The following is an 18,744-nucleotide window of genomic DNA, read 5'->3' as shown; positions in this document are numbered from 1 at the left end:
GGGGGAGCTGCGCCGTGGGCGCGGCGCCGGACGGGCGCCGCGCCCTCGAGGGGTGGGGTCAGAGCAGCTCGAGGATGGTGGCGTTGGCCTGGCCGCCGCCCTCGCACATCGTCTGCAGGCCGTAGCGGATCCCGTTGTCGCGCATGTGGTGGACCAGCGTGGTCATGATCCGCGCGCCGGAGCCGCCCAGCGGGTGGCCCAGGGCGATCGCGCCGCCGTTCGGGTTGAGCGCCTTGACGTCCGCGCCCTCGATGTCCGCCAGCCAGGCCATCGGCACGGGGGCGAACGCCTCGTTGACCTCGAAGGCCCCGATCTCGTCGATCTTGAGGCCGGACTTCGCGAGCGCCTTCTGGGTGGCCGGGATCGGCGCGGTCAGCATGATGACCGGGTCGGCACCGGCGAGGACCGCGGTGTGCACCCGGGCGATCGGGGTGAGACCGAGCTCCGCGGCCTTCTCCGAGGTGGTCATCAGCAGCGCGGCCGAGCCGTCCGAGATCTGGGAGGCGTTGCCGGCGTGGATCACGCCGTCCTCCTTGAAGACCGTCTTCAGCTTGGCCAGGCCCTCGACCGAGCCGCCGGGGCGGATGCCCTCGTCCTGGCTGATCACGGTGCCGTCGGGCAGCGTGACCGGGGCGATCTGGCTCTCGAAACGGCCCCCGGCCTGGGCGGCGGCGGCCTTCTCGTGGCTGCCGATCGCGAACTCGTCGAGCTGGGTGCGGGAGAAGCCCCACTGCTCGGCGATCATCTCGGCGCCGATGCCCTGGTTCGGGAAGACGCCGTTGTAGCGGGCGAGGAACTTCTCGCCGAACGGGTTCTGGCCGTTGGACGAGGAGCCCATCGGCACCCGGGACATCGACTCGACGCCACCGGCCACGACGACGTCGTACTGGCCCGCGATCAGGCCTGCGGCGGCGAAGTGCACGGACTGCTGGGAGGACCCGCACTGCCGGTCCACGGTCACGCCGGTGACGGTCTCCGGGAACCCGGCCGCGAGCGCGGCGGTGCGGCCGATGTCCATGGTCTGCTCGCCGACCTGGGACACGCAGCCCCAGATGACGTCCTCGATCACGGCCGGGTCGACGCCCGAGCGCTCGGCCAGCGAGGTCAGGACGTGCGCCGACAGGTCGGCGGGGTGGACGCCGGACAGGCCGCCGTTGCGCTTGCCGACGGGGGTGCGCACGGCTTCGACGATGACTGCATCACGCACGGTCGAGCTCCTTGTCTCGCGGGTGAGGTCGCAGCGGGCTGCTGCCGACGGTGCCCGCGCGGGAGCGCCGTCGCCTGCCCCGCACCGTAGCAGCGAAACAGTCAGTTCTGACCGCCCCGGAGGTGTGGCGTACAGAACACTCGTTCAGATCGCCTGGTCAGCGGGCGTCGCCGAGTGCCGCCGACGGCCGGTACGGCGCCCGTCGGGTGTGCCGGCCCTCGCGTCGCGACGGGTGGCGGCAGGTCGACGAGTGCGGCGAGTCGGCCAGGGCGGTGCGGCACCCGCCTCTCGTTTCCGTGATCGCCGGAGGTGTGCGCGCAGGGCTCCTGAGACCGCCACTACCGCACCAAAACCCTGATCACGGCGTCGCCTGCACCCTCAAGCCCGCACCGGCAGCAGCTGATGATCGCCAATGGCGTCCCCGTGCGGCTGATCGAGCTGCCGCTGCTGCACGCGAACGCTGATCACGGGCGGAGGGGAGTTGATGAAGCACTCGCGGTGCGGGAACTCGCGACTCGCGGTGCCGGAACTCGCGACTCGCGGTGCCGGAACTCGCGACTCGCGGGGCCACCGCCCCGGAAGGCGGCGAGGCGCCCGGGCCTCGTGCCCGGGCGCCTCGTCCCAGCGGTTGTCGGAGCGGGTCGTCGGAGCGGGTCGCCCTCCCTGCTCGGACGTCCTGTCGGGACGGCCGGCGGTCAGTTGCCGCCGGGGTTGAGGGTGACGGTCTCGGCCTGGTAGCTCGTGCCCACGACGTCGACCCCCTCGCCCTTGAGCAGGTCGATCGCCTTGGTCACGTAGTCGTTGGTGTAGGCCTCGGGGTCGGGGTCCTTGGTGAGCACGGTCTGGCCGTCGGCGTTGACCGCGGTGCGGGCCACGTTCACCGTCTGCGCCCAGGCCGCCGGGTCGATCGTGCCGGCGCCCGCGGCGGGCGAGGGCCAGATGAGCTTGTTGACCTCGTTGACCTGCCACAGCTGGTGGCTGGCGCCGAGCTTCGACCCGGCCTTGACCACGATGTCGCGGCAGGCGGCCACGTTGTCCCGGCAGTACGCCCAGCCCTTGATCGACGCCGCGACGAAGCGCACCGTCTGGTCCTGGTAGGCGGGCTCGGCGAGCTTGTCGGTGCTCGCCCAGATCGCGTCCTGCAGCATCGCCGTGCCGTCGGAGTTCCAGTCGACGACCGTGAAGTCCGACGGCTGGTACAGCTGCCCGGTCGCCGGGTTCTGTGCCTCCAGGACCTGCGCGTACTCGTTGTACGACATGGCCTGCGCCGCGTCGATCTCGCCGGAGAGCAGCGCCTGCATGTCGAACTGCTGCTGCACGAGCGTGACGTCGGAGGGCTTGAGCCCGGCCTTGGTCATGCCCGCGAACAGCTCGAACTCGTTGCCGAAGCCCCAGTTGCCGATCTTCCTGCCGGCGAACTGCGCGGGCTGGGTGATGCCCTTGTCCGCGAACGCCACCTGCCGGGTGCCGGAGCGCTGGAAGATCTGCGCGACGTCCGTGATCGCGGCGCCCTGCTCGCGCGAGGCCAGGGCCTTGGGCACCCAGGCGATCGCGTAGTCCGCCTGGCCCTGTGCCAGCACCGTCTGCGGGACGATGTCTACGCCGCCCTCCTTGATCCGGACGTCGAGCCCCTTCTCCCGGTAGTAGCCCTGGTCGATCGCGGCCAGGTAGCCCGCGAACTGGCCCTGCGTGAACCACTGCAGCTGCAGGGTCACCGGCTGCAGACCGCCGGCCGCGGTGGTGGTGCCGCCCGAGGCCTGCTGGCCGGCGGGCGTGGTGGAACAGGCGGCGAGCACGACGGCCGCGGCGGCGCCGATCGCCGCCAGGGCCGTGCGGCCGAAACGGGGTCTCTTCACGAGGCACCTCCGGGGCGGTTGCGGGTCACGAGCCGCTCGGCGAGCAGCCCGGCCAGGAAGAAGAGCAGCCCCAGGACGATCGAGGCGGCGACGAAGGCCCACGCGCGGGCGTAGGCGGTGTTGGCGGCGGCCGAGGAGATCCGGCTGCCCAGCCCGTTCTGCAGGCCGCCGAAGTACTCCGCGACGATCGCGGCGATGACCGCGGCGGGCGCGGCGAGCCGCAGGCCGGTCATCACGTACGGGACCGCCCCGGGCAGCCGCACGAACCGGGTGTACTGCCGGCGGGTGGCCGCGAGGGCGACCATCAGCTCGTCGTGCACCGGGCGGACCTGGCGGAGCCCGCGCGCGGTCGAGACGTAGACCGGCACCACGACCACGACCATCACGACGAGCCGCCGCGGGATCTCGGTGGTGGAGCCGAACATCGTGGTGAACACCGGCGCCAGCGCGACGATCGGGATGGCGCTCGCCGCCAGTACCACCGGCGTGATCAGGTCCGACACCACGCGCACGCCGGCCGCGAGGATCGCCAGGAGCACCCCGAGGACGAACCCGAGCACCAGCCCGACCAGCGCGTTCCCGCCGGTGACGGCCGCGGTCTCGAGGATCACCGGGAACTGCGCACCGATCTGCTCGGCGATGGCGGTCGGGGCCGGGAGGAGGAAGGCCGGCAGCCCGCCGACGGTCACGACCAGCTGCCAGACCACCAGGACCGCGACACCGAAGACCACCGGCGCGACGATCACCGAGACGCCGCGGAACCGGCGGCCCGGCCCGGCGACCGCACCGACGCCACCCGCCGCGGTCGCGCTCTCGACCGGCGCGCTCACACCGAGCTCGATTCCGCGTGCCCGTCCGTCGCGGCGCCCTTGCGCAGCGCCTCCCGGACCGCGGTGACGGCCTCGAAGAACGCGGCGGTCTCGCGGACGTCCTCCACGGTGTCGGGCACGAGGTCGTCCCCGGCCACGGGCGGGCGGCGCCCGGCGACGATCTCGGTGATCCGCCCCGGTCGCGGCGACATCACCACGACCCGGTCGGAGAGCACGACGGCCTCGGGGATCGAGTGCGTGACGAACAGGACCGCGGCGCCGGTCTCCCCCGCGATCCGCAGCAGCTCGGCCTGCATCCGCTCGCGGGTCATCTCGTCGAGGGCGCCGAACGGCTCGTCCATCAGCAGCAGCCGCGGGCTCGGCGCGAGCGCCCGGGCGATCGCGACCCGCTGCTGCATGCCGCCGGACAGCTCGGCAGGCCGGGACCCGGCGAACTCGGCGAGCCCGACGAGCTCGAGCAGCTCCACCGCCCGGCGCCGCCGCTCCGCCTTGCCGACTCCGTGGACCTGCAGCGGCAGCTCGACGTTCTCGGCGACCGTCCGCCAGTCGAGCAGGCCGGCCTGCTGGAACGCGATGCCGTAGCGCTGGTCGAGCCGGGCCTGCCGGGCGCTCGTGCCGGCGACGGCGACGGTCCCGCCGGTCGGCTCCTCCAGGTCGGCGACCACCCGCAGCACGGTGGACTTGCCGCAGCCGGACGGCCCGATCAGCGAGACGAACTCACCGGCGCCGATCGTCAGGTCGACACCCGCGAGCGCCCGCACGGTGCCGAAGGTCTTGTCCACGCCCTGCAGCTCGACGGCGGCGTTCGGCACCGCGTCCTCCACGCTCTCCTTCTCCGTGTCCTCGTCCGCGTTCACGCGACACTCCCCCGGTAGCGCCGCAGCGCCAGCTCCAGCAGCCCCACCGCGCCCGCGGCCACCAGGCCCAGGACGGCCGCGCCGAGGATGGCGGCGTACATCTGCGAGGGGTCGCCGGTGGCGGACTGTGCGTACTCGATGATCAACCGTCCGATCCCGCCGCGGGTGCCGGTGGAGATCTCCGCGACGATCGCACCGACGACCGCGGCGGCCGCCGCCAGACGCACGGCCGGGACCAGGTGCGGCACCGACGCGGGCAGCCGCAGCCGCAGCAACGTGGTCCACCAGCCCGCGGCCAGGCTGCGGAACATCTCGACGTCCGCCTTCCGCGGCGAGGTGAGCCCCCGCAGCATGCCCACCGAGATCGGGAAGAAGGCGAGGTAGGAGGAGATCACCATCACGCTGGCCCACGGCTCCCACGCCCAGCCGCCGATGGCGATCTTGCCGCCCCACCCCGCGACCAGCGGTGCGATCGCGATCAGCGGGACGGTCTGGGAGGCGATCACGAAGGGCAGCACCGCCTTCTCGGCGACGGCGAACCGCTGCATGAGCAGCGCGAGCAGCACCCCGGCGATCCCGCCGAGGACCAGCCCGCCCAGCGCGAGCCCGAGGGTGAACAGCGCGCCCGAGGCGATCGCCGCCCCGACCGCGCGCGGCTCCGCGGCGCCGGCGACCTCCGGGGCCCCCAGCCGGGCCAGCACCGTCCACACGTGCGGCATCGCGGCGTCGTCTGTCCGGGGCAGGATCCGGGTGCCGCCGACGGTCACGCCGGCGGCGGGCAGGACGAGCTTGGCCAGCTCCCACAGCGCGACGAGCAGGACGAACGCGGCGACGGCCCATGCCGCGCTGCGCAGCCTCTGCCTGCTCCCCATGGTGCCCCCCTCGCTCGCCCGGGGTGATCCGGACGAAGGCGAATCCTGAGAGGTTGGCATGACGGCGGCGTTACCGACAGGTTCCCACTGCCCCCAACCGGGCGGTCGCGGTCACGACTCGGCAACGGGGTGACAGCACGCGCACCGGACGTGACGATCACGCGTCGCGGCACCGATGCCCCTTGCGCGGGCGGGCGTCGCGGCAGCAAGGTGACCGCCTCACGTTCCGCGCGAAGGGGGCTTCGATGTCGCGAACCGTCCGGGCGGCGATCCTGCAGGCCAAGTGGACCGGCGACACCGCATCCATGATCGACGTCCACGAGTCCTACGCCCGTGCCGCTGCCGAGCAGGGCGCCCAGGTCATGGGCTTCCAGGAGGTCTTCAACGCCCCGTACTTCTGCCAGGTGCAGGAGTCCGAGCACTACCGCTGGGCCGAGCCCGTGCCCGACGGGCCGACCGTGCAGCGCATGCAGGCGCTCGCCCGGGAGACCGGAATGGTGCTCGTGGTGCCGGTCTTCGAGATCGAGAGCGCCGGGAACTACTACAACACCGCCGCGGTGATCGACGCCGACGGCACGGTGCTCGGCAAGTACCGCAAGCACCACATCCCGCAGGTCAAGGGCTTCTGGGAGAAGTACTACTTCAAGCCGGGCAACCTCGGCTGGCCCGTCTTCGACACCGCCGTGGGCAAGGTCGGCGTGTACATCTGCTACGACCGGCACTTCCCCGAGGGGTGGCGGGCGCTCGGCCTGGCCGGTGCCGAGATCGTGTTCAACCCCAGCGCCACCAGCCGCGGACTCTCGGCCTATCTCTGGCAGCTCGAGCAGCCCGCCGCCGCCGTCGCCAACGAGTACTTCGTGGCCGCGATCAACCGGGTCGGGGTGGAGGAGTACGGGGACAACGACTTCTACGGCACCAGCTACTTCGTCGACCCGCGCGGGCAGTTCGTCGGCGACGTCGGCTCCGGGACGGACGAGGAGCTGATCGTCCGCGACCTCGACCTGGACCTGATCGACGAGGTCCGGCAGCAGTGGGCCTTCTACCGCGACCGCCGGCCCGACGCGTACGGCCCGCTGGTGGAGTCATGAGCGGCGAGCTGTACGCGCGTACCCGCGCGGTCCTGCCCCACTGGCTCTCGCTCTACTACGCCGAGCCGATCGAGCTCGACCACGGCTCCGGCCGGCACGTCTGGGACGCGGACGGGAACCGGTACCTGGACTTCTTCGGCGGCATCCTCACCACGATGACCGAGCACGCGCTGCCCGCGGTCACCGAGGCCGTCGCCGCGCAGGCCGCGAAGCTCGTCCACTCGTCTACGCTGTACCTGAACCGGCCGATGGTCGAGCTGTGCGAGGAGATCGCCGAGGTCAGCGGCATCCCCGACGCGAAGGTCTTCCTCACCACCAGCGGCACGGAGGCCAACGACGCCGCGCTGCTGCTGGCCAGCGCCCGCAACGGGGCGAACCAGATCCTGGCCCTGCGCAACAGCTACCACGGCCGGTCCTTCTCGACGATCGGGATCACCGGCAACAGCGCCTGGTCCCCGACCTCGCTCTCGCCCTTCCAGACCTACTACGTCCACGGTGGACAGCGGTACCGGTCGCCGTTCGCGCACCTGTCCGACGAGGACTTCGTGAAGGCCTGCGTCGCCGACCTGACCGACGTGCTCGACCAGACGGACGGGCGGGTGGCGGCGCTGATCGCCGAGCCGATCCAGGGCGTCGGCGGCTTCACCTCGGGGCCCGACGGCGTGCTGGGCGCGTTCGCCGAGGTGCTGCGGGCGAGGAACATCCTCTGGATCTCCGACGAGGTGCAGACCGGCTGGGGCCGCACCGGCGAGCACTTCTGGGGCTGGCAGGCACACGAGGCGACGCCGGACATCGTCACCTTCGCCAAGGGCGTCGGGAACGGGCTGTCGATGGGCGGCGTGATCGCCCCCGCCGCGATCATGGACAACCTGCCGGCGAACTCGATCTCCACCTTCGGCGGCAGCCCGATCACCTCCGCGGGCGCGCTGGCGAACCTGCGCCACCTGCGCGAGCACGACCTGCAGGCCAACGCGGCGAAGGTCGGCCCGATCCTGCTCGACGGGCTGAAGGCGGCCCGGGTCCCGGTCGTCGGCGACGTCCGCGGCAAGGGCCTGATGATCGGCGTCGAGCTGGTCGAGCCGGGCTCCGGCACGCCCGGCCGCCCCGCGCCGGCGCTCGCCGCGGCGGTGCTGGAGGGCTGCCGGGAGCGCGGGCTGCTGGTCGGCAAGGGCGGCCTGCACGGCAACGTCCTGCGCATCGCGCCCCCGCTGTCGCTCACCGCCGAGGAGGCCGAGGAGGGGCTGGCGATCCTGGTCGACGCGCTCGAGGCGGCAGTTCCGGCGAACGGAGGTCGGTCGTGAGCACCCTGGCGATCCGCGGGGGCACGGTGATCACCGCCGCCGACGAGGTCGTGGCCGACGTCCTGGTCGACGGCGAGAAGGTCGTCGCGCTGGCCGCGCCCGGCGCGCTGGACTTCCGCGCCGACACCGAGCTCGACGCGGCGGGCCGGTACGTGATCCCGGGCGGGGTCGACGCGCACACGCACATGGAGATGCCCTTCGGCGGGACCTTCGCCGCGGACACCTTCGAGACCGGCACGCGCGCCGCGGCCTGGGGCGGCACGACCACGATCATCGACTTCCCGATCCAGTCGGTCGGCCGGTCGCTGCGCGAGGGCCTCGACGCCTGGCACGAGAAGGCCGCCGGGAAGTGCGCGATCGACTACGGCTTCCACATGATCCTGGCCGACGTCACCGAGTCCTCTCTGAAGGAGATGGAGGTGCTCGTCGGGGAGGGCGTGACCAGCTTCAAGCTGTTCATGGCCTATCCCGGCGTCTTCTACTCGGACGACGGGAAGATCCTGCGGGCCATGCAGAAGGCCGGCGAGACCGGCGGCCTGATCATGATGCACGCGGAGAACGGGATCGCCATCGACGTGCTGGCCGAGCAGGCGCTGGCCCGCGGGCAGACCGACCCGCGCTACCACGGCGACGTCCGGCACGCGCTGCTCGAGGCCGAGGCGACCTACCGCGCGATCCAGCTCGCCCGCGTCGCCGGGGCCCCGCTCTACGTGGTGCACCTGTCGGCGCAGCAGGCGCTCGCCGAGATCGCCCACGCGCGGGAGAGCGGCATCAACGCGTTCGCCGAGACCTGCCCGCAGTACCTGTTCCTGTCCACGGACGACCTGGCCCGCCCGGACTTCGAGGGCGCCAAGTACGTCTGCTCGACGCCGTTGCGCCCGGCCGAGCACCAGGCCGCGCTGTGGCGGGGGCTGCGCAACGACGACCTCTCGGTGGTCTCCACCGACCACTGCCCCTTCTGCTTCAAGGGGCAGAAGGAGCTGGGGCGCGGGGACTTCACCAAGATCCCGAACGGGCTCCCGGGCGTCGAGACCCGGATGGACCTGCTGCACCAGGGCGTGGTCGACGGGCACATCTCGCGGCGGCGATGGATCGAGCTCGCGTGCGCCACGCCCGCGCGGATGTTCGGCCTCTACCCGCGCAAGGGCACCATCGCGCCCGGGTCGGACGCCGACATCGTGATCTACGACCCCGCCGCGGAGCACACGCACTCGGCGGCCACGCACCACATGGCCGTCGACTACTCCTGCTACGAGGGCCGGACGACCACCGGCAAGGTCGAGACGGTGCTCTCCCGTGGCAGAGTGATCATCGCCGGCGGCGAGTACCTCGGGTCGCCGGGGCACGGCACGTTCCTGCCCCGCGACACCTGCCAGTACCTGCGCTGATCGGAGTGAGTGCGGTGGACATCGGACTGGTGCTGCAGACGGACCCGCCCGCGTCGACGGTCGTCGACCTCATGGTGCGGGCCGAGGGGCTCGGGTTCGGCCACGGCTGGACCTTCGACTCGCACGTGCTCTGGCAGGAGCCCTTCGTGATCTACAGCCGGATCCTGGAGCGGACCTCGCGCCTGGTCGTCGGGCCGATGGTCACCAACCCGGGCACCCGGGACTGGACGGTGCTGGCCTCGCTGTTCGCCACGCTCGACGACATGTTCGGCCCGCGCACGGTCTGCGGGATCGGGCGGGGCGACTCGGCGATGCGCGTGCAGGGCCGGCCGCCGACCACGCTGGCCCGGCTCGAGGCGTCGATCGAGGTCATCCGCGGGCTCACCGCCGGGCGGGCCGTCGACCTCGGCGGCACCGAGGTGCGCATCCCGTGGGTCCGCGAGGGCGCGCCCGCCGTGCCGATCTGGGTCGCCGGGTACGGGCCCAAGGCGCTCGCGCTGGCCGGGCGCTGCGCGGACGGGTTCGTGCTCCAGCTCGCCGACCCGTACCTCGTGGAGTGGACGATCAAGACCGTGCGGGCGGCCGCCGCGGACGCGGGCCGCGATCCCGATGCGATCACCATGTGCGTGGCCGCGCCGGCGTACGTCACGGACGGCAGCGCCGCCTCCACCGCCCACGCCCGGGACCAGACGCGCTGGTTCGGCGGGATGGTCGGCAACCACGTCGCCGACCTGGTGACCCGCTACGGCGAGTCGTCCGCGGCGGTGCCGGCCGAGCTCACCGGCTACATCAAGGGCCGCGCCGGCTACGACTACAGCCACCACGGCCGGGCCGGGAACCGGTCCACCGACTTCGTGCCCGACGAGGTCGTCGACCGGTTCTGCCTGCTCGGGCCGCCCGCCGCCCAGCGCGAGCGGCTCGCCGAGCTGGCCTCGCTCGGCGTGGACCAGTTCGCGATCTACGCGATGCACGACGATCGCGAGGCGACGATCGACGCCTACGGGGCGGAGGTCATCGGCCGGGTCTGACCGGCGCGCGGAGGGCGACGGGGTCGTCCGCCGGCCGGATCCCGAGCGCCGGGACCAGCCGCCGATGGAGGTAGCCGCGCAGCGCCTCCTCGTCGGCGGCGTCGCCGTCGAACCACACCAGGGACAGCAGGAACCGGATGACGGTCTCGGCGATCTCGTCGAGCTCGGCCTCCAGCTCGGGCTGGAATCGCAGCACCGGGGTGAGGAACCGCTTGGTCATGGCCAGCGCCTCGGCCGAGAGGCTCGCCCTGGCCAGGACGAACGTCGAGCGGTCCGGGAAGGCGACCGGGGCCAGCGCCGGCTGGGTCCGGAACTCGTAGCGGGCGCGCAGGGTGGTCTCGACGACCAGCTCGGCCGCCGAGCTCGCCCCCTGCGCGCTCTCCCAGATCCGCTGCACGATCTGCTCGGAGAGCCGCAGGAGGGCCGCCTCCACGAGCTGCTCGCGGGAGCCGAAGTGCCGGTACACCGTGGGCCGCGACACGCCGGCCCGCCCGGCCACGGCGCTGAGCGACGTGCCGTCGAACCCGGAGGCGGCGAGACACTCGACCGCGGCGTCGAGGATCCGCGTGCGCACGTCCACGCGGGCATTCTCGCAGCTCAGTCGCCCGGACGGATCACCGACTTGATCGCGGTACGGTCACGGCCCGGAGCCGTGAGGGCCGCCTCCGTGTCCGCCAGTCCGTAGTGACCCGTCACGAGGGCGTCGAGATCGACGCGCCCGGAGGCGGCCAGCGCGATCGCCGTGGGCCAGGTGTTGGCGTAGCGGAAGGTCGCGGTCAGCTCGATCTCCCTGCGCTGCAACGAACCCAGCGGGAGCGCGAGGTCCGCCGAGCCGCTGCCGACCAGCACCGCGCGACCGGCCGGGGCCAGCACCTCGAGCGCGGCGCGGGTGGCGGCGGGATGCCCGGAGCACTCCAGCAGCACCTCGGGATCCAGCCCGTCGAGTGAGGACCGCGACACGTCGACGGTGGCGGTCGCACCCAGTCCGGCGGCCACCTCGAGACGGTGCGCGTTCACGTCCGCGACCACGACCTCCGCGGCGCCGGCGGCCGCCGCGACCTGCGTCGCGACCAGCCCGATCGGCCCCGCCCCGTTCACGAGCACCCGGCTCCCGGGCCCGATCCCGCCCTTGCGCGCCGCCCACACGCCGACCGAGAGGGGCTCGAGGAGCGCGGCCCGGTCGTCGTCGAGCGAGTCCGGGACGGGATGGGCGAAGGCCTCGTGGACCACGACGTACTCGGCCAGCGCACCGTCGACCGGCGGCGTCGCGAAGAACTCCATCCGCGGGCACAGGTTGTAGCGGCCCGCGAGGCACTGCGCGCAGGTGAAGTCCGGACGGCCCGGCTCGATCGACACCCGTGTGCCCCGCCCGACCCGGGTCACCCCCTCCCCCAGCGCGACGACCTCGCCGGACGGCTCGTGCCCGAGCACCAGCGGCGCCTCGACCACGAAGTCGCCGATCCGGCCGTGCTCGTAGTAGTGGACGTCGGAACCGCACACACCGACCGCCGCCACCCGGACCAGCACCTCGCCGGGGCCGGGCTCAGGCACCGGCCGCTCCTCCAGCACGATCTCCCCGACCTGCCGCAGCACCGCGGTACGCATGGAGGCACTCATGCCCCCAGGGTGCCCCTCCGGCCGGGATCCGTCGCCCCGGAACGGGTCCCGGCCGGGCGACCGGGCTCAGAAGGTCTTGACCCGCTTCGCGTCGAGGTTACGGAAGGTGGGCTCGTTGGAGGCCATCGCGGTCATCTTCTCGGCGATCTGCTGGGTGGCCGGGTGCTTGGAGTTCCGCATCGCGGCCTCGTGGTCGGGGAAGCCGACCAGCAGGTAGTAGCGGCCCGGCTCGTCCCGGTCGGTGGCCATCACCGACCAGGTCGCCGTGCGGGCGTCGCCGATGCCCTCCAGCCACTCGGCCTCGAGCTCCTCGAACCGCCCGACGTCGTCACTGGTGAAGTCGACGACCTGGACGAAGCTCTCGCCGGCCACCTCCGCCGGGGCCGCGACCATGCCGGCCCTGATCCCGTCGCGCAGCTCCTCGTCGTCGGTGTGGCCGTGCACGTCGACCGCGTGCATGACGGCCGCGCGGAGCACCTCCTCGGGCTCCCCCGCGATCGTCAGGCTGCAGCCCGACTCGCTCGGCATCGTGCGACAGTCGATCATCATCCTGGCCATCGGGTCCTCCGCACGTCGGTCGGCCCACCCGTGGTGGGTGATCCACTGCACCCCCGGGCCCCCACGGCGTCTGTACGTAGTTCCCGACACGGCCGAACGGAGCAGTCACAGGACCGGACGGAGTGGTGACGCTTCGTCATCGGGCGTGACACGGTGCGCAGGCCCCGCATCTCGGTTTCGCCCTCCGTTCACCCTCCGTTCATCCGGTGAACTTACCGTTTCACGCGGTAATACCTCAGCAGAAGCGGGCGGCGTCATGGATCTGTCCCTCATCGTCATCGTGGTCGTGGTCACCGCATTGATCTTCGACTTCACCAACGGTTTCCACGACACGGCGAACGCGATGGCGACGTCCATCGCCACCGGGGCGCTGCGCCCCAAGGTCGCCGTCGCCGTGGCGGGCGTGCTCAACCTGGTCGGCGCCTTCCTGTCCGTGGAGGTCGCCAAGACGATCTCCAGCGGGATGGTCGACGAATCCAAGATCACTCCGGTGGTCATCTTCGCCGGCCTCGTCGGCGCGATCATGTGGAACCTGGTGACCTGGCTGGTGGGGATCCCGTCGAGCTCCTCGCACGCCCTGTTCGGCGGGCTGATCGGCGCGTCGCTGGTCGCGGCCGGCGTCGGCGCCGTCAACTTCGGCACCGTCGTCACCAAGGTCGTGATCCCGGCCCTGATCTCCCCGGTCCTGGCCGGGCTGATCGCCCTCATCGGGACCTACGTCAGCTACCGCGTCACCGCCCGTGCCGAGCGCGGCACGGTCTCGAAGGGCTTCCGCCTGGGGCAGATCGTGTCCGCGTCGATGGTCGCCCTCGCGCACGGCACCAACGACGCGCAGAAGACCATGGGCGTGATCACCCTGACGCTGATCACGGCGGGTGTGCTGGCCCCGAACTCGGGTCCGCCGTTCTGGGTGATCGCCTCGGCGGGCCTCGCGATCGCGCTCGGCACCTACCTCGGCGGCTGGCGGATCATCCGGACGCTCGGCAAGCGGGTCAGCGACATCGAGTCGCCGCAGGGCTTCGCCGCCGAGACCGCCTCGACGGCCGTCATCCTGACCTCGTCGCACCTGGGCTTCGCGCTGTCCACCACGCAGGTCGCCACCGGCGCGATCTTCGGGGCGGGCGCGGGCCGCCGGCTCGCCGGCGTCCGCTGGGGGGTCGCCGGGCAGATGGCGATCGCCTGGACCCTCACCCTGCCCGCGGCCGGGATCGTGGGCGCGGCGGCGGCGTGGGTCGCCTCGAGCGGCACCGTCGGCACCGTCGTGGTCGCGGTCGTCGGCGTGTCGGTCGCCGCCGGGATCTACGCGGCGTCCAGGCGCAGGCCCGTCACCGCCGAGAACGTCAACGACGTCCCCGCCCCGCAGCCGGCCGACCCGCCGGTGCAGCTGGCGGCCTGAGCCGGTCCGGATCCGAGGAGGAACCCGTGAACATCGCCTGGGGAGCGCTCGGCACCGTGGTCGTCGTGTCGCTGGTCGTCGGGGTCGCCGTGATCGCGCTGCTCGCGTTCGCGCTGGTCGGGCTGTCGGCCCGCAGCCAGCCCGCCACCGTCGGGCGGCGCGGGCTGAGCCCGGCCGCCGGTACCGCTGTCGCCTGCCTGTGCCTGACCGCCGCCGCCCTGATCGTCGGCTACGGGCTCTACGTCATCGTGTCCTGACGCCGCCCGGCCCGGAACACACGAACGGCGCTCCCGCTCACATCACATGAGCGAGAGCGCCGTTCGTGCGTGGGTCAGCCGGTGGCGATCGACGGGGCGCCGTCGCCCGACGCGGTGTCGAGCACCAGCCGGGCGATCCGCGCCCGGTGCTGCTCGGCGCTGCCCAGCAGCGCGGCGTCGGTGATCGCCCGCTTGTAGTACAGCTGCGCCTGGTACTCCCAGGTGAAGCCGATGCCGCCGTGCAGCTGGATGGTGTCGGCGGCGATCCGCGAGAAGGCCTCGGAGCAGGTCGCCTGCGCGATGCTCGCGGCCAGGGCCGGGTCGTCCGAGCCGTCGCCGAGGGCCCAGACCGCGTGGTAGGCCGCCGAGCGGGCGTGCTCGAGGTCGACCAGCATGTCCGCCAACCGGTGCTTCACCGCCTGGAACGAGCCGATCGGCCGGCCGAACTGCAGCCGCCCCTTCGCGTACTCGACCGTGAGGTCGAGCAGGTGCTGCGAGGCGCCGACCTGCTCGACCGCGAGCAGCACCGAGCCCACCACGAGGGCGTGGCCGATCACCCGCTCCGCCTCGTCCGGGCCGGCGAGCAGCCGGGCCGGGGCGTCGGCGAAGCGCAGCGTGGCCTGCCGCCGGGTGAGGTCCAGCGTGGTCAGCGGGGTGCGCTCGACCCCGCCGGCGGCCGCGTCGACCGCGAACAGCGCCACGCCCTCCGGGCCGGTGGCGGCGACCAGCAGGTCGTCGGCCGCGGCCGCGTCGACCACCCGCTCGACGGTGCCGGAGAGCGTCCAGTCGTCGCCGGCCCGGGTGGCCTGCACGGTCACCGCGGCGGGGTCGAACGCGCCCGCGCGGTCGGCCACGGCCACCGCGGCGGTCCGGCTGCCCTCCACGAGCGGCCCGAGCAGCTCCGAGCGCACCGGGCCGTCCGACGCCGCGACGAGCGCGGGGATGGCCAGGGCGACCGTGCCGAACACGGGCCCCGGGTAGAGGGTCGCGCCCAGCTCCTCGACGGCGACGGCCTGGTCGACGAGCGTGCCGCCGACCCCGCCCTGCTCCTCCGGCACCGACAGCCCCAGCACGCCGAGCTCGGAGCCCAGCCGCGTCCAGGCCTTGGCGTCGAACCCGGGATCGGACTCCATCAGCCGCCGGACCGCCTGCTCGTCGGCGTTGTCCGCGGCGAACCTCCGCACCGCGGTGCGCAGCTCCCGCTGCTCGTCGGAGAAGACGAACGGCCGGGTCTCCTGCTGGTCAGCCACGGGGGATCTCCTTCCAGGGCTTGCCGGCGTCGGCGCGCAGGTCACCGGGCAGGCCCAGCACCCGCTCGCCGAGGATGTTGCGCAGCACCTCGGAGGTGCCGCCCTCGATGGTGTTGGCGCGCGAGCGCAGGAAGCGTTGCTGCAGCGGGCCGCGCCAGTCGTCCGTGCGCTCCATGTCCCGCATCGTGTAGTCGTGGTACAGGATCCCCTCGGGGCCGAGGAGGTCCATGCAGAACTCGTAGACCTGCTGGTTCAGCTCCGCGCCCACCAGCTTGCCCACCGAGCCCTCCGGGCCCGGGCCGCCGACCGTCGCCGTGGCGCGGGAGCGCTCGGAGGTCAGCCGCTGGGCCTCGGCCCGCAGCCAGAGCTTCGTCAGCCGGTCCTCGAGCACCGGGGTGTGCAGGTCCGGCCGCGAGGCCCACAGCGAGACCGCGTCGGCGATCGTGCCGGTGCCGCGCCGGCTGCCGCTCGCGCCGATCGAGCTGCGCTCGTTCATCAGCGTGGTCATGGCGACCCGCCAGCCGTCGCCGACCTCGCCGAGCCGGTGGGCGTCGGGGATGCGGGCGTCGTTCAGGTAGACCTCGTTGAACTCGGCCTGCCCGGTCATCTGGCGCAGCGGCCGGGTCTCCACGCCCGGCCCCTGCATGTCGAGCACGAAGTAGGTCAGGCCCTTGTGCTTGGGCGCGTCCGGGTCGGTGCGGGCGAGCAGCAGCGCCCAGCGGGCCCGGTGCGCCAGCGAGGTCCAGACCTTCTGGCCGTTGACCACCCACTCGTCGCCGTCCCGGACGGCGGAGGTGGCCAGCCCGGCCAGGTCGGAGCCGGCTCCGGGCTCGGAGAAGAGCTGGCACCAGATGTTCTCGGTGGTCGCGAGCGGGCGCAGCCACTCGCGCTTGAGCTCGTCCGTCCGGGCGTGCTCGCGCAGGGTCGGCGCGGCCATGCCGTAGCCGATCGGGTTCAGGGCGAACGGGACGGGCCCGCCCGCGTCCTGCAGGATCCCGTCGGCCACGGACTGCAGGCCACGGGAGACGCCGAGCCCGCCGAGGCCCTCGGGGAAGTGGACCCAGGAGAGGCCGGCGTCGAAACAGGCGGCGAGGAACTCCCGCGTCGGGACGCTCGTCGGGTCGTGCTCCTGCACGACCTTCCGCGCGGCGTCCGCGACCCGGGACGAGTCGGCAGCGGTGCTCATGCCGCGACGATATGTGATGAACGCTCGTTAAGATAGAGCCGGGCCGCTCGCCCCGCACGGACGGCTGTTCACCGAACGGGTGACGGACCGGACGCCCCTGGAGTGTCGGGATCCGCACGTCAGGGGTATGCAGGAAGGGTGAGCGTCCCGGAGTCCCGCCCCCCGCGCCTGACCGATGCCGAACGCCAGCAGCTCGAGGAGCTCGAGCGCCGCCTGGTCGGCCAGTTCCCCGATCTCGACCACCGCTTCCAGAACACCGCCGGCGCCGGCCACGCCGCGCCCGCCGAGGTCCGCCTCGCCCGTGCCGTCTTCGCCGTGATCGCCCTGGTCATGGTGATCGTCGCGGCCGCGGTCGGCGGCGCGGGAGGTGCGCTGGCCGTGCTGCTGAGCATCGGCGGCACCGTCGGCATCCTCGCCCTCGTCGGCCGCAACCTGGCCCGCGCCCGCGCGGCGGTCGAGGCCACCACGCAGCGCCGCGCCGACAGCGGCACCGAGGTCTGAGCAGACCCACCCGAACCGGCGGGCCCGCCCGGCCCGCCGCCCGTGCGGGCGTTCGCGCCCGGCTCCCGCGCAGCCCTGCGCGCCCGCTCGTCCGCATGCCCGCTGCCCGCGCTCACCGGCCCGGCGGGCACACTGCGGACCGTGCCCGCCCTGGTCGCCGATCCCGGCGCGCTCCCCGACCTGCCCGTCCGGGCGGCGCTCGCCGCGGTCACCGGCACGCTCACCGCGCACGGCGCCGCCGTGCTCGTCGCGCCGCCGGGCACCGGCAAGACCACGCTCGTCCCGCTCGCCCTCGCCGACGCGGTCGACGGGCGGGTGGTCGTCGCCGAACCCCGGCGCGTCGCCACCCGGGCCGCCGCGCGACGGATGGCCGCCCTACTCGGCGAGGAGGTCGGCGGCCGGGTCGGCTACTCGGTGCGCGGCGACTCGCGCACCTCGGCGGACACCCGCGTCGAGGTGGTGACCTCCGGGCTGCTGCTGCGCCGGCTGGCCCGCGACCCCGAGCTCCCGGGCGTCGGGGCCGTGGTGCTCGACGAGTGCCACGAGCGGCACCTCGACGCCGACCTGCTGCTCACCCTCCTGCTCGACGCGCGGGAGGGGCTCCGCCCGGACCTGCCGCTGCTGGCGGCGTCGGCCACGGTCGCGGCCGGCCGGCTGGCGGCCCTGCTCGGTGCGGCCGAGCCGGCACCCGTGGTGGAGGTCGAGGCACGCACCTTCCCGGTCGCCGTCCGGCACCTGCCGCCGCAGCAGGGCGAGCGGATCGAGGCGTGCGTCGCGCGCGGCGTCCGGGCGGCGCTGGACCGGACGGACGGCGCGGTGCTCGCGTTCCTCCCGGGCGTGCCGGAGATCCGCCGGACCGAGGCCGCGCTGACCGGGATGCCGGCCGGGCTCGGCGTGCCGGTGCTGTCGCTGCACGGCCGCCTGCGACCCGCGGAGCAGGACGCGGCCCTGCGCGGCGACGGGCGCCGCGTGGTCCTGGCGACCTCGATCGCCGAGTCGAGCCTGACCGTGCCGGGCGTGCGCGCGGTCGTCGACTCGGGGCTCGCGCGGGTCCCGCGGGTCGACCATCGCCGGGGCCTGGCCGGGCTGGTCACGATCCCGGTGTCGGCGGCCGTCGCCGAGCAGCGGGCGGGCCGGGCGGGCCGGGAGGCGCCGGGCGAGGCCTACCGCTGCTGGCCCGAGGGGCAGGTGCTCGCCCCGTTCCCGGAGCCGGAGATCCGTACCGCCGACCTCACCCGGCTCGCGCTCGACCTCGCCGTCTGGGGCACCCCGGACGGGTCCGGTCTGCGCTGGTGGGACGCCCCGCCGGAGGGCCCGCTCGCGGCCGGGCGTGAGGTCCTGCGGGCGCTCGGTGCGGTCGACGCCGGCGGCGCCGCCACGCCCCGTGGCGAGCGGATGGCCGGGCTCGGGCTGCACCCCCGGCTGGCCCGCGCCCTGCTCGACGGCGCCGCCGCCGTCGGGTCGCGGGCCGCGGCGGAGATCGTCGCCCTGCTCGACGACGACACCCTCGCCTCCGGCACCGACCTCGCCGCCGAGCTGGGCCGGCTCCGCG

Annotated in this window: 18 protein-coding genes; 8 read left to right on the top strand and 10 right to left on the bottom strand. The window is 73.6% G+C overall.

The genetic code is table 11. The annotated features are described in order from the left end of the window. Positions 1 to 58: 58 nt before the first annotated feature. The 5 genes from AB0B41_RS30405 to AB0B41_RS30385 all read right to left on the bottom strand — a co-directional run bounded on the left by AB0B41_RS30405 (position 59) and on the right by AB0B41_RS30385 (position 5,622). The gene (locus tag AB0B41_RS30405) at positions 59 to 1,207 is read right to left on the bottom strand and encodes a thiolase family protein (RefSeq protein ID WP_358209395.1); all 1,149 of its coding nucleotides are present in this window, start codon (positions 1,205 to 1,207) and stop codon (positions 59 to 61) included. A 695-nt stretch (positions 1,208 to 1,902) separates the two neighbouring features. Continuing rightward, on the bottom strand, positions 1,903 to 3,063 hold the full coding sequence (locus tag AB0B41_RS30400; RefSeq protein ID WP_358209393.1) for an ABC transporter substrate-binding protein: 1,161 nt from the start codon (positions 3,061 to 3,063) through the stop codon (positions 1,903 to 1,905). Further along, positions 3,060 to 3,893 carry an ABC transporter permease subunit gene (locus tag AB0B41_RS30395; RefSeq protein WP_358209391.1) on the bottom strand — a complete coding sequence of 278 codons (834 nt, stop codon included), beginning with the start codon at positions 3,891 to 3,893 and terminating at the stop codon, positions 3,060 to 3,062. The genes AB0B41_RS30400 and AB0B41_RS30395 overlap by 4 nt, the downstream gene beginning before the upstream one ends. Beyond that, complete coding sequence (locus AB0B41_RS30390; RefSeq protein ID WP_358209389.1) at positions 3,890 to 4,750, bottom strand: ABC transporter ATP-binding protein; 861 nt, start codon at positions 4,748 to 4,750, stop codon at positions 3,890 to 3,892. The genes AB0B41_RS30395 and AB0B41_RS30390 overlap by 4 nt, the downstream gene beginning before the upstream one ends. Continuing rightward, positions 4,747 to 5,622: an ABC transporter permease subunit gene (locus tag AB0B41_RS30385; RefSeq protein WP_358209387.1), complete on the bottom strand. Its 876-nt coding sequence runs from the start codon at positions 5,620 to 5,622 to the stop codon at positions 4,747 to 4,749. The genes AB0B41_RS30390 and AB0B41_RS30385 overlap by 4 nt, the downstream gene beginning before the upstream one ends. 245 nt (positions 5,623 to 5,867) lie before the next feature. On the opposite strand from AB0B41_RS30385, the gene AB0B41_RS30380 reads away from it, so the two are divergent. Genes AB0B41_RS30380 through AB0B41_RS30365 form a run of 4 tightly spaced genes read left to right on the top strand, consistent with a single transcriptional unit; the run spans position 5,868 to position 10,427 of the window. Next, a complete protein-coding gene (locus tag AB0B41_RS30380) occupies positions 5,868 to 6,710 on the top strand; it encodes a nitrilase-related carbon-nitrogen hydrolase (RefSeq protein ID WP_358209384.1) in 843 nt (280 codons plus the stop codon). Next, positions 6,707 to 8,011 carry an aspartate aminotransferase family protein gene (locus tag AB0B41_RS30375; RefSeq protein WP_358209382.1) on the top strand — a complete coding sequence of 435 codons (1,305 nt, stop codon included), beginning with the start codon at positions 6,707 to 6,709 and terminating at the stop codon, positions 8,009 to 8,011. The genes AB0B41_RS30380 and AB0B41_RS30375 overlap by 4 nt, the downstream gene beginning before the upstream one ends. Beyond that, positions 8,008 to 9,399 (top strand): dihydropyrimidinase, encoded by a 1,392-nt coding sequence (gene hydA / locus AB0B41_RS30370; RefSeq protein ID WP_358209380.1) that lies wholly within the window; start codon positions 8,008 to 8,010, stop codon positions 9,397 to 9,399. The genes AB0B41_RS30375 and hydA overlap by 4 nt, the downstream gene beginning before the upstream one ends. A gap of 14 nt (positions 9,400 to 9,413) precedes the next feature. Then, positions 9,414 to 10,427 carry a TIGR03842 family LLM class F420-dependent oxidoreductase gene (locus tag AB0B41_RS30365; RefSeq protein WP_358209421.1) on the top strand — a complete coding sequence of 338 codons (1,014 nt, stop codon included), beginning with the start codon at positions 9,414 to 9,416 and terminating at the stop codon, positions 10,425 to 10,427. Here AB0B41_RS30365 and AB0B41_RS30360 read toward each other — a convergent pair. From AB0B41_RS30360 to AB0B41_RS30350, 3 genes are all read right to left on the bottom strand, one after another. Then, complete coding sequence (locus tag AB0B41_RS30360) at positions 10,411 to 11,007, bottom strand: helix-turn-helix domain-containing protein (RefSeq protein ID WP_358209378.1); 597 nt, start codon at positions 11,005 to 11,007, stop codon at positions 10,411 to 10,413. The genes AB0B41_RS30365 and AB0B41_RS30360 overlap by 17 nt on opposite strands. Positions 11,008 to 11,024: 17 nt before the next feature. Continuing rightward, on the bottom strand, positions 11,025 to 12,044 hold the full coding sequence (locus AB0B41_RS30355; protein ID WP_358209375.1) for an NAD(P)-dependent alcohol dehydrogenase: 1,020 nt from the start codon (positions 12,042 to 12,044) through the stop codon (positions 11,025 to 11,027). Positions 12,045 to 12,110: 66 nt separating this feature from the next. Beyond that, complete coding sequence (locus AB0B41_RS30350; protein ID WP_358209373.1) at positions 12,111 to 12,572, bottom strand: DUF1059 domain-containing protein; 462 nt, start codon at positions 12,570 to 12,572, stop codon at positions 12,111 to 12,113. Positions 12,573 to 12,858: 286 nt separating this feature from the next. Here AB0B41_RS30350 and AB0B41_RS30345 point away from each other — a divergent pair, with 286 nt between their 5' ends. Beyond that, the gene (locus AB0B41_RS30345; protein WP_358209371.1) at positions 12,859 to 13,998 is read left to right on the top strand and encodes an inorganic phosphate transporter; all 1,140 of its coding nucleotides are present in this window, start codon (positions 12,859 to 12,861) and stop codon (positions 13,996 to 13,998) included. A gap of 26 nt (positions 13,999 to 14,024) precedes the next feature. Then, positions 14,025 to 14,255 (top strand): hypothetical protein, encoded by a 231-nt coding sequence (locus AB0B41_RS30340; protein ID WP_358209369.1) that lies wholly within the window; start codon positions 14,025 to 14,027, stop codon positions 14,253 to 14,255. A 74-nt stretch (positions 14,256 to 14,329) separates the two neighbouring features. Here AB0B41_RS30340 and AB0B41_RS30335 read toward each other — a convergent pair whose 3' ends face one another. After that, positions 14,330 to 15,505, bottom strand: coding sequence for an acyl-CoA dehydrogenase family protein (locus tag AB0B41_RS30335; protein ID WP_358209367.1), 1,176 nt, complete (start codon positions 15,503 to 15,505; stop codon positions 14,330 to 14,332). Continuing rightward, positions 15,498 to 16,691, bottom strand: coding sequence for an acyl-CoA dehydrogenase family protein (locus tag AB0B41_RS30330; RefSeq protein WP_358209365.1), 1,194 nt, complete (start codon positions 16,689 to 16,691; stop codon positions 15,498 to 15,500). Before AB0B41_RS30330 ends, AB0B41_RS30335 begins: the two co-directional genes overlap by 8 nt. A 138-nt stretch (positions 16,692 to 16,829) precedes the next feature. On the opposite strand from AB0B41_RS30330, the gene AB0B41_RS30325 reads away from it, so the two are divergent. Further along, the gene (locus AB0B41_RS30325) at positions 16,830 to 17,192 is read left to right on the top strand and encodes a DUF3040 domain-containing protein (RefSeq protein ID WP_358209363.1); all 363 of its coding nucleotides are present in this window, start codon (positions 16,830 to 16,832) and stop codon (positions 17,190 to 17,192) included. A gap of 141 nt (positions 17,193 to 17,333) precedes the next feature. Further along, the coding region (locus AB0B41_RS30320) for a helicase-related protein (protein ID WP_358209361.1) at positions 17,334 to 18,744 on the top strand (1,411 nt) is incomplete at its 3' end.

Origin of the sequence: Pseudonocardia sp. NPDC049154 (assembly GCF_040648315.1) — a bacterium.
Lineage (GTDB): Bacteria > Actinomycetota > Actinomycetes > Mycobacteriales > Pseudonocardiaceae > Pseudonocardia.
This window is presented reverse-complemented; position numbering and strand designations above follow the sequence as displayed.

Excerpts from the sequence above, each read along its gene's own strand:
- AB0B41_RS30385 (WP_358209387.1), bottom strand. The coding sequence starts at position 5,622 with ATGGGGAGCAGGCAGAGGCTGCGCAGCGCGGCATGGGCCGTCGCCGCG.
- AB0B41_RS30380 (WP_358209384.1), top strand. The coding sequence starts at position 5,868 with ATGTCGCGAACCGTCCGGGCGGCGATCCTGCAGGCCAAGTGGACCGGC.
- AB0B41_RS30375 (WP_358209382.1), top strand. The coding sequence starts at position 6,707 with ATGAGCGGCGAGCTGTACGCGCGTACCCGCGCGGTCCTGCCCCACTGG.
- AB0B41_RS30355 (WP_358209375.1), bottom strand. The coding sequence starts at position 12,044 with ATGAGTGCCTCCATGCGTACCGCGGTGCTGCGGCAGGTCGGGGAGATC.
- AB0B41_RS30350 (WP_358209373.1), bottom strand. The coding sequence starts at position 12,572 with ATGCCGAGCGAGTCGGGCTGCAGCCTGACGATCGCGGGGGAGCCCGAG.
- AB0B41_RS30345 (WP_358209371.1), top strand. The coding sequence starts at position 12,859 with ATGGATCTGTCCCTCATCGTCATCGTGGTCGTGGTCACCGCATTGATC.
- AB0B41_RS30330 (WP_358209365.1), bottom strand. The coding sequence starts at position 16,691 with ATGAGCACCGCTGCCGACTCGTCCCGGGTCGCGGACGCCGCGCGGAAG.